This window comes from Paenibacillus sp. SAFN-117, from assembly GCF_051966115.1.
In the GTDB taxonomy this organism is placed as follows: Bacteria; Bacillota; Bacilli; order Paenibacillales; family NBRC-103111; genus Paenibacillus_L; species Paenibacillus_L residui.
This window is the reverse complement of sequence record NZ_JBQCLK010000012.1, coordinates 136,835-145,775: the sequence shown is the minus strand read 5'-3', so window position 1 is coordinate 145,775 and position 8,941 is coordinate 136,835. Positions and strand designations below refer to the sequence as shown.

9 protein-coding genes are annotated in these 8,941 nt (G+C 51.8%); 4 read left to right on the top strand and 5 right to left on the bottom strand.

The window, feature by feature from the left end:
• Positions 1 to 484 precede the first annotated feature (484 nt).
• From ACTHRH_RS10290 to larE, 3 genes are read right to left on the bottom strand one after another with little or no spacing between them, the layout of a single operon-like run.
• Entirely contained in the window at positions 485 to 1,759 is a 1,275-nt protein-coding gene (locus tag ACTHRH_RS10290) for a LarC family nickel insertion protein (RefSeq protein ID WP_440415389.1), read from the bottom strand.
• Positions 1,760 to 1,765: 6 nt separating this feature from the next.
• Positions 1,766 to 2,536: a nickel pincer cofactor biosynthesis protein LarB gene (larB, locus tag ACTHRH_RS10285; RefSeq protein ID WP_144932422.1), complete on the bottom strand. Its 771-nt coding sequence runs from the start codon at positions 2,534 to 2,536 to the stop codon at positions 1,766 to 1,768.
• Positions 2,533 to 3,381 carry an ATP-dependent sacrificial sulfur transferase LarE gene (larE, locus tag ACTHRH_RS10280; protein WP_144932420.1) on the bottom strand — a complete coding sequence of 283 codons (849 nt, stop codon included), beginning with the start codon at positions 3,379 to 3,381 and terminating at the stop codon, positions 2,533 to 2,535. The genes larB and larE overlap by 4 nt, the downstream gene beginning before the upstream one ends.
• Before the next feature lie 282 nt (positions 3,382 to 3,663).
• Between larE and ssuE the strand changes: the two genes are divergently transcribed.
• The 3 genes from ssuE (at position 3,664) to ACTHRH_RS10265 (ending at position 5,930) form a co-directional block, all read left to right on the top strand.
• Positions 3,664 to 4,224, top strand: a complete 561-nt coding sequence (gene ssuE, locus ACTHRH_RS10275; protein ID WP_144932418.1) for an NADPH-dependent FMN reductase — start codon at positions 3,664 to 3,666, stop codon at positions 4,222 to 4,224.
• 211 nt (positions 4,225 to 4,435) lie between these two features.
• A complete protein-coding gene (gene lipA, locus ACTHRH_RS10270; RefSeq protein WP_144932416.1) occupies positions 4,436 to 5,314 on the top strand; it encodes a lipoyl synthase in 879 nt (292 codons plus the stop codon).
• Between the two features lie 307 nt (positions 5,315 to 5,621).
• Positions 5,622 to 5,930: a YutD family protein gene (locus ACTHRH_RS10265; RefSeq protein ID WP_144932414.1), complete on the top strand. Its 309-nt coding sequence runs from the start codon at positions 5,622 to 5,624 to the stop codon at positions 5,928 to 5,930.
• Between the two features lie 159 nt (positions 5,931 to 6,089).
• Here the strand turns inward: ACTHRH_RS10265 and ACTHRH_RS10260 are convergent, their stop codons facing one another.
• Together ACTHRH_RS10260 and ylbJ are read right to left on the bottom strand one after the other, a co-directional pair.
• Positions 6,090 to 6,902, bottom strand: a complete 813-nt coding sequence (locus ACTHRH_RS10260) for an NAD kinase (protein ID WP_144932412.1) — start codon at positions 6,900 to 6,902, stop codon at positions 6,090 to 6,092.
• A 120-nt stretch (positions 6,903 to 7,022) separates the two neighbouring features.
• Entirely contained in the window at positions 7,023 to 8,249 is a 1,227-nt protein-coding gene (gene ylbJ, locus ACTHRH_RS10255; protein WP_440415385.1) for a sporulation integral membrane protein YlbJ, read from the bottom strand.
• A gap of 295 nt (positions 8,250 to 8,544) precedes the next feature.
• On the opposite strand from ylbJ, the gene ACTHRH_RS10250 reads away from it, so the two are divergent.
• Positions 8,545 to 8,928: a globin domain-containing protein gene (locus ACTHRH_RS10250; protein WP_379285896.1), complete on the top strand. Its 384-nt coding sequence runs from the start codon at positions 8,545 to 8,547 to the stop codon at positions 8,926 to 8,928.
• Positions 8,929 to 8,941 lie beyond the last annotated feature (13 nt).

The window sequence follows — 8,941 nt, the reverse complement described above, 5'->3', positions numbered from 1 at the left end:
ATACTGGTCGCCTCCCTAAGAAATACAATAATATATTGTAGGGTAGGACTCCAGTTTCGTTAGGGGGCCGTGGAGAAACTGCAGGTCTTTTCCCTAAAAATCGGCGAAATGCTTAATTCTAGAGCAATAATGCAGGTCTTTGGAGCGATTTTTGCGAAATGGCCCCCATTTTGGCAAAAAGACCTGCACTTTTGAGCGTCTTTAGCCTTCTTTTTGGAAAAAGGGAGGATTCTAATGCATTTTTGCTCGTCTTTGGGACGATCGACCGGGATGCGACGTGCGGCTTTCCCTTGACCATCCTTTGACTGGGCAGCGATAAAAGAGTAGGGCGAATGTTAGTGGGAAATTGTACACTAGCCCTCGCTTTTTTTCGGAAGCTACCACGGTTTTGTCGGTTCAGGCCTTCTCACGCATAGTTCTTACTATGTTAATTATGGTGAAAAGCAAGAGGTTTCTCTTAAAGTGGAAAAGGGGCCGGGGCCCCTTAATTTTCGTTTTTTTCCGGCTGCTCATGCTCATGATGGTGGTGATGTCCGTGTTCATGCTCGTGATGCTCATGCTCATGATGGTGGTGATGCCCATGTTCATGCTCATGATGCTCGTGTCCATGATGGTGGTGATGCCCATGTTTATGCTCGTGATGCTTGTGTCCATGATGGTGGTGATGCCCATGCTCGTGCTCGTGCTCGTGATGCTCGTGTCCATGGTGATGGTGATGCCCATGTTCATGCTCATGATGCTCGTGTCCATGATGATGGTGATGCCCATGCTCGTGCTCGTGCTCGTGATGCTCATGCTCATGATGGTGTTGATGCCCGTGTTCATGCTCGTGATGCTCATGCTCATGATGGTGTTGATGCCCATGCTCGTGCTCGTGATGCTCGTGTCCATGATGGTGTTGATGCCCGTGTTCATGCTCGTGATGCCCGTGTCCATGATGATGGTGATGCCCGTGATCGTGCTCGTGATGCTCATGCCCATGGTGGTGCCCGGCAATATAAACGGCTGCGACCGAGGCGGACGGCTTCGGCTGTGCCTCTCCAATAACTGCCCTCAATACGTTGGGCTGATTGGGTAGATTGCGCGTTCCGGCCCCATAGCCGATTTCTTCAATTATCATCGGCGGCAGTGCAGGTGAGAACTGATCCACAATACCGGCGACAATTCCGGCACCGGTCGGTGTAGTCATCTCCATGGCGAAGGGACATTCTGCAATCGGCAGGCCTTTCATCATTTCCAGAGTCGCCGGGGCCGGAACCGGGTATAATCCGTGGTCGCAGCGAACCTTGCCATGGCCAAGCGGAACCGGAGACGATATGATTTGTTCCACTTGCAGAGAATCCAGGGCGAGGGCGACCCCGATGACATCGACGATGGAATCGATGGCTCCCACCTCGTGAAAATGGACTCGATCGAGGGGAAGATTATGGATCTTGCCTTCCGCAATGCCAATCTTTTCGAATATAGCGAGACTAAGTGTCCGGGCCCGGTCGCTGAAACCGGCTTGTTCAATCATCCGCACAATATCCGAGTAATGTCTGTGATGCTGCGGCAAGGACTCCGGATCAAGGATGACGTTCATCTTAAGTGCGGAAATTCCGCATTTGTCCACTCTTTTCCATTCTAATGTAAAGGGTTCGACATTGAGCTTAGTCAATTCTCTCTCAATATACCCGCGGTCCGCTCCCGCATCCACCAGCGCTGCAAGGGTCATGTCTCCGCTTATTCCGGAGAAGCAATCCAAATATGCGATTCTCACAGGGCATCACAACCTTTTTGCCATATTTTGATTTATCAATCCCGCATAATAGCCTGCCCCGAATCCGTTGTCAATATTGACGACACTGATCCCGGGGGCGCATGCATTGAGCATGGCGAGCAGGGCGGCCACGCCCTGGAAGCTGGCTCCGTAGCCGATGCTTGTAGGCACAGCGATGACCGGCTTGGACACCAGCCCGCCTACAACGCTGGCCAGCGCGCCTTCCATGCCGGCGGCTACGACCACCGCGTTCGCTCCGCGAATGAGCGGCAGCCTGCGGAACAGCCGATGGATGCCGGCCACGCCGACATCATACACCCGTTCCACATGGCTGCCCATGCATTCCGCGGTGAGCGCGGCCTCTTCGGCAACGGGCATGTCCGATGTGCCGGCGCACACGACGGCTATATAACCGTCGTGCACCTTCAGCATCGGATGGCGGAACCACGTGATCGCTCTAGCGGTCGGATGATAAGCGGCCCCGTCGATTTCCGCGAGGATGGCATCGGCCTTCGCCTGGTCCACCCGGGTGGCCAGTATACGGTCCGAGTGCTCCTTCATCCGTTTCATGATCGCGATCATCTGTTCCGCCGACTTGCCCTCGCCGAATATAACTTCCGGGAACCCGACTCTGCGTTCCCGGTCCGTATCAATCTGCGCGAAGCCGAGCTCGGCTACGGTTTGGCTTTGCCAATGCTCGGTCAGCTGATTCTTGGCAGCTTCAATATCCAATTCTCCCGATTGTACCTGTTTAAGAATATCTTCCAATGTACTCATACAGAAGCTTCTCTCACTTTTTGTTTGGTTGATTCGCTCAGGACTTCGTTCAGGCTGCCGGTGCGGTAGCCCTGAAGATCCAGAGTGACGAAGGTGAAGCCAATGGAGGTCAATTTCGCATATATTTCCTCCCGGTGCTCCAGCACCTTGGGCAGCTCCTCCGGCATGACCTCAATACGGGCAATTTTGTCATGGTGCCGGACCCGCACCTGATAGAAGCCGAGCTTATTCAGATAATATTCGGCTTCATCCAACTGGTCGATTTTATATTTCTCTATCCGGGTGCCATAAGGAATCCGCGAGGATAGGCAGGCGAATGCGGGCTTGTTCCAGGTAGGCAGGCCCAAATCTTTGGAAAGCAGCCGGATCTCGTTCTTGGTCAGTCCCGCTTCCTGCAGTGGGCTGCGCACTCCTTGTTCATTCTTGGCTTTAAGACCGGGGCGGTAATCGCCCAGATCGTCTACGTTGGAGCCATCGAGCAGATAGGGGTATCCCATCTCTTTGGCCAAATTTTGCAGATGAATATACAGACCTGTCTTGCAGTGATAGCAGCGGTCCGGATTATTCGCTACGAAAGAGGCGTTCTCCAGCTCTTTGACTTCCGTCTTGTACAGGGAGACGCCCATCTCTTCGGCGAGCTTCACGGCTGCATCGAATTCCCGGCTCGGGAAGGTTTCCGAGGCGGCCGTTACGGCGAGCACATGGTCCCCTAGCTCTTGCTGAGCCCGTTTGAGGACGAAGGTGCTGTCCACTCCCCCGGAGAAAGCGACCATTACTTTCCCCATCTCACGCAGAATTTCTCCGAACTTCAAATCTTTCTCATGTATTGTTAACGGTCTGTCCATAGTTCTCCTCCTCCGATATTCGCTATCCCTATCTTACCATAAATTTAGGTAAGCGTATCCGGCTTCCTTCAGAATTCGAGGCCGGTTATCCAACCGGAAAAAGCAGAGGAATATGTACTCCGGATAGCTTCAAATGATTGTTGATCTTCATTCCGAGTGGTACAATCGGAGAAGATACGAATGTCGTTCATTGAGGTTATCCGCTGCTTTAACGAGCAAACGGCCTCAATCCGGGGCAAACCCGTAATTCTTAACAAAATAAAACAGATAGGAGTAGTTGAGATGAGCAAAGCCGTGATTATTTTCGGAAGTCCGTCCAAAACGTCCAGACTGACCTCCGTTATTCAATATGCGCAAGAAGTATTGCAGGCCAGCGGAATGCAGACCGAATGGATTAATGTTGCGGATCTTCCCGCAGAAGATTTGATTCTGGCCCGGTTTGACAGCCCGTCCATTGTTCAGGCCAACGCCTTGGTCGAGCAGGCCGACGCCATCCTTATAGCCAGTCCCGTTTATAAAGCGTCTTATACCGGCGTTCTAAAAACATTCCTCGATTTAATACCGCAGAGAGGATTGGCCGATAAATTGATTCTGCCTATATTTATGGGCGGCACGATGGCTCATCTGTTATCGATCGATTACTCGTTAAAGCCGGTACTTTCTGCCCTAGCGGCCAGATATATGCTGGGCGGAGTGTATATTGTCGATTCCGAAGTGACTCGCAATGAACAAGGCTCAATCGAGCTGAGCGAAGCTATTAAAGGCCGTCTGGACGATTCCCTGCGGCAGTTTGTTGAAGAGACCGCCTGGTATTCGCAGAGAGGCAAGAGCCGCGGGCAATGATGCTTCCCGGCCCCTATGGCCTGTTTATAATCCGCCGGGACCGTCCCCTTTTCTCCCGTAATTGAATGGAACGGTCTTGATTCAATCTAGCCCCGTGCGCGGTTCTATAGGCTATTGTGGTTTGTCGGACAGCTTGTGTTATAATACGTTTAATTGTAAAAAATATTGCTGACATGCTTATTTGGATGCCGGAGAGAAAGCGAGGATAAAGATGTCTAACGAACGGCAAAGAAAGCCGGAATGGCTGAAGACGAAGCTGGAAACCAATGACAATTATAAAGAAATTAAGAGAATGATGCGCTCCAAAACTCTACATACCGTATGTGAAGAGGCGAAATGCCCCAACATTTACGAGTGCTGGGCTAACCGGACGGCGACGTTCATGATTTTGGGCGATACCTGTACGCGTGCCTGCCGCTTCTGTGCGGTGAATTCGGGAATGCCTACAGAGCTGGATATGCTGGAGCCGGGGCGGGTCGCGGATGCGGCCGAGCAGATGGGGCTGAGGCATTGTGTCATTACGTCTGTGGCGAGGGATGAACTGCTGGATGGCGGCGCCCAAATTTTCGCAGAGACCATTCGTGCCGTCCGAAAGCGTCTTCCGTTGTGCGGAGTCGAGGTTCTGATCCCGGATTTCATGGGTAATGACCTGGCGCTGCGTAAGGTGCTGGAAGCGAAGCCGGATATTCTTAACCATAACATAGAGACGGTCGAGAGGCTGTCGGACAAGGTTCGATCCAAGGCAAAGTACAGCCGGACTCTGGCCTTGCTTAAGCGTTCCAAACAAATTGCGCCCAGCATCCCTACAAAATCAAGTATCATGATCGGGGTAGGGGAGACGTGGGACGAAATATTGCAAACGATGGACGATTTGCGTCAAGTCGACGTTCAAATTTTGACCGTTGGGCAATATTTGCAGCCGACGAAGAAGCATCTTCCGGTCAAGCAATTCTATACTCCGGAGCAATTTGCGGAGCTGAAGAAGGAAGGCCTCGCCCGAGGCTTCAGCCACGTGGAATCCGGCCCTCTCGTCAGAAGCTCTTATCATGCACACGAGCAGGTTCAATCGGCGACGGCTTCTTCCCAATAAGCGGCGTCATAGCATCGATCGATGTTCAGGTCCGGAATACGGGGCTGACATGAAGTACCGCCTTCCCGAGACTGTTCCGGCTATACGATGATTGGAGCCAAGGATAAACGGCTATCGCCGTCCCTGGGACAGGCGCGTTTACCGATGAAATATAAAAATAGGTATAAGGTGAACTTATACTTTCTTATATTTTCAAAAAGCCTGCAGGTCTATTTTGTTCGGCCGACAGAGGTGGAAGCATACGACGGATGGGTCCTGGCAAGGCAGCACGAATGGAAGGAGACGGCTGGAAGAAGGAGGATACGTCATGATTCATGTTGGAGGGAATACTTACGAGCTAATCAGAGAGCACAAGAACGGGTGGAATTACGAGGCATTCAAAGACCGTTATAGTGAAGTGCTCGAAAGATACGACTACATTGTCGGAGACTGGGGTTATAATCAGCTCCGGTTAAGGGGCTTCTTCAAGGAAACGCATCCTAAAGCGAACAAGGACAGCTCCATCGTCGGATTGGAAGATTATTTGAATGAATATTGCAATTTTGGCTGCGCTTATTTTATTCTGGCCAAAGATAATTCCAAAGGGCCGCGCCCGGTCTCCAGTGCCGAAGCTTAAGCCCCGAGCCCAGAGAACGGTACATGCAGGGTAGCCCTCAGAATGATAAAAACTAAAGCCCGGCGGCTTACAGTCGGGCTTTTTCTCTTGCCAAAATAAAAAATAACCCGCTCCATATAGGAAATACGGGTTATTTTTCAAATCTTCGATAATAACGAATTAGTGAAACTCGGTTCCGATGAAGGCTTTCTGCACCCGGCTCCAGAACGGAAACGGGCGGAAACGGGCAAACTTGATCTTCTTGTCCGGAGAAACCTTGCAGCGGATCGACAAGACATCATTTCTTTGCGAATATAAGTGATCGATAGACAATTGCACATTCTTCTTGGTTCGGGGATAAATATCGCAATGATGATGCTTGGGTAAAATCATGGAAGAGCCCAGCGTCCGATACACTCGATTGTTAATCGAAGCGATCTCCGCAATTTGGATCGCCTCCAGCGAGGGGTGAATAAGTCCTCCGTTCACCGCTTTGTTGTAAGCAGTGCTTCCGGACGGAGTAGAAATACATATTCCGTCTCCTCTGAACATTTCGAACATGTCGTCATTGATATTAAGCTGGGCGACCATCGTTTCCTCGATTCCCCGTAAAGTAAACTCATTGAGCGCCAGATACGTCTCGATCCCGTCTGCGGTCGTAAACTGAATCTCGGCGAGAGGGTATTCGGCTATTCTTAGATTACTTTCCTCCAGAGGGGTATTCATCAGCTTAGCCAACTGGCCGATCTCGTCAGGGGTCCAGTCGGCATAAAATCCGAGCCGGCCCGTATGAATCCCCACGAACCAAAGCTCGTCCACAAGATGTTGGAAGCGGTGAAAAGCATGGAGCATCGTCCCGTCTCCACCGATGGACAGCACGATATCGGGCTTCTCCTCATTCTGTTCCATGCCGTAAGAATGGGCAAGCCGATGAAATTGCTCGGTTAATCTTAAAGAAAGCTCGTCACCGCGGTCCACAACAAAATATTTCAAGGGAGATCCTCCTAAAACGTTGTTCTCCCCCCATCATACCGAATCTGACCGGAGAACACAACAAGCCTTCTAAGAGCTTCCATTATGCGGACAGATGGATAAGCGCCGCAGGGAGCTCTGTTATCTGCCGGCCCGCCCGAGCTTCTCCCAGATAGAATGAAGCAGCGCAGCGAGGCACATGACTCCGAGCAGGAGGACGAAACCGATGAGCGTCATCGGAATCGGCCAGGTCCAGTGGAACGCCGCAGGGGAGAAATCAGGGGCCGTAGCCGGTAAGAAGGCGGGGGCCGCTGCCGGCTGCAGCCCTTTCCACAAGACGACCGTCATTACGGATGCAAGCAGGCCATGAAGCAATCTTGCCGTCAGGAAGGGCGTGTAGCGTATATTGGTCGTATGGAGCAGGCTGACGATTTGGCCATGGACGGACAGGCCTCCCCAGGCAAGGACGAAGGAAGCCAGAATCGTTTTGAACAATAATGGGATCTGCGTTCCGGCTTCCCCGGCCGCCTTGGCACCGAGAGTCACCTCGAAGAAGCCGTTGACCAGAGAATCGGATAATACAGGAGGAATAGTAAGCCATTGGAAGATGGACTGTACCGAGGCATAGAACAAATCCAAGGCGTGGCTGTGCCGCAGTACCTCCATGATAGCGGAGAAGAAAACGACCAGCCCCCCGATAACGAAGATCATCCGGAGGGAGGATTCCACCGCTTGACGCAGCATCGTACCGAAGGGACGCCCGTCCTTAAGTCTGGCGTTATGCATTTCCCGGAGAGCCCGGACGAAAATCGATCCGGAGCTTTTGTCCCCTGCGTGAGAATCGGGTTTATTCGGTCCATGGAAACGCATAATCAGCCCGACAAGAATGGCGGATCCATAGTGTGCGGCTGCCAGAAGGACGGCAAGCTTCGCGTTGTGGAAAAAACCGACCGAGACCGCGCCAATAAGAAACACCGGGTCGGACGTCGTCGTGAACGCGACCAGCCTCTCCCCCTCCTCCCGGTTGACCAGCTTCTGCTCCCACAGCTGAGCGGTCAAACGGGCTCCTACCGGGTATCCCGAAGCGAAGCCCATCGCCATTACGAAGCCGCCAATTCCCGGAACACGGAATAATGGACGCATCATCGGGTCAAGCAGCGCTCCGAAAAAATGAACCAAGCCAAAGCCCAGCATCATCTCCGAAATGAGAAAGAACGGGAATAAGGCCGGAAACAGAATGTCCCACCAAATGGAAACCCCGCGGACGGCGGCTTCCAGGGTAGGGGCGGGATAGGCCAGCAGGAGGAACGCAATGGCCGCAGCAAGAACAGGAACGATGTAATACGGCTTCGAGCGTAAACCGGACAAGGGACGCCCTCCTTTGCTAAAAAAACTAATAATTCAATTAAAACAGACCGATATAAACGGTTAGAAAAGGTTGTCTCCTTAAACTATATGAAAAAAAAAATAGATCCATGCCTGATCCGTTACTGAACGAAGAAAGCGTTTGTGTTACAATAAAGCTACAAACAAATGTGGGGAGTGAACGGACATGACGAGTATAGTGACTGCTCTGATTGTATGTGCATTTGTTTTCGTAATTAAAGAAACATTGATTAATTCCACAGAAGATGATGTGGATTATTGATAAGGAGCTAGGAATATGGCAGCATCGTCACCCGGCACGATCTACGAAGCAATAGGTGGAGCGGAGGCCGTCCGCCGTCTGGTTGAAGCGTTCTATCCCAAGGTACAGGCCCATCCGCTTCTGTCCCCTATATTTCCGGAAGATATTACACCGGTTATGGAGAAGCAGTATATGTTCCTCTCTCAATTCTTCGGGGGGCCCCCACTGTATACGGAAGCCTACGGGCATCCGATGATGAGAGCCAGACACCTCCCTTTTCCGATCACACCGGAACGGGCCGAGGCGTGGCTTGCCTGCATGAGGCAGGCTCTGGAGGAAACCGTGGAGGATGAATCACTACGTATGCTGATGCTGGAGAGACTTAGCGGTCCGGCGTATCATTTTGTCAATCAGCCTTAAGCCTTATGAGCTT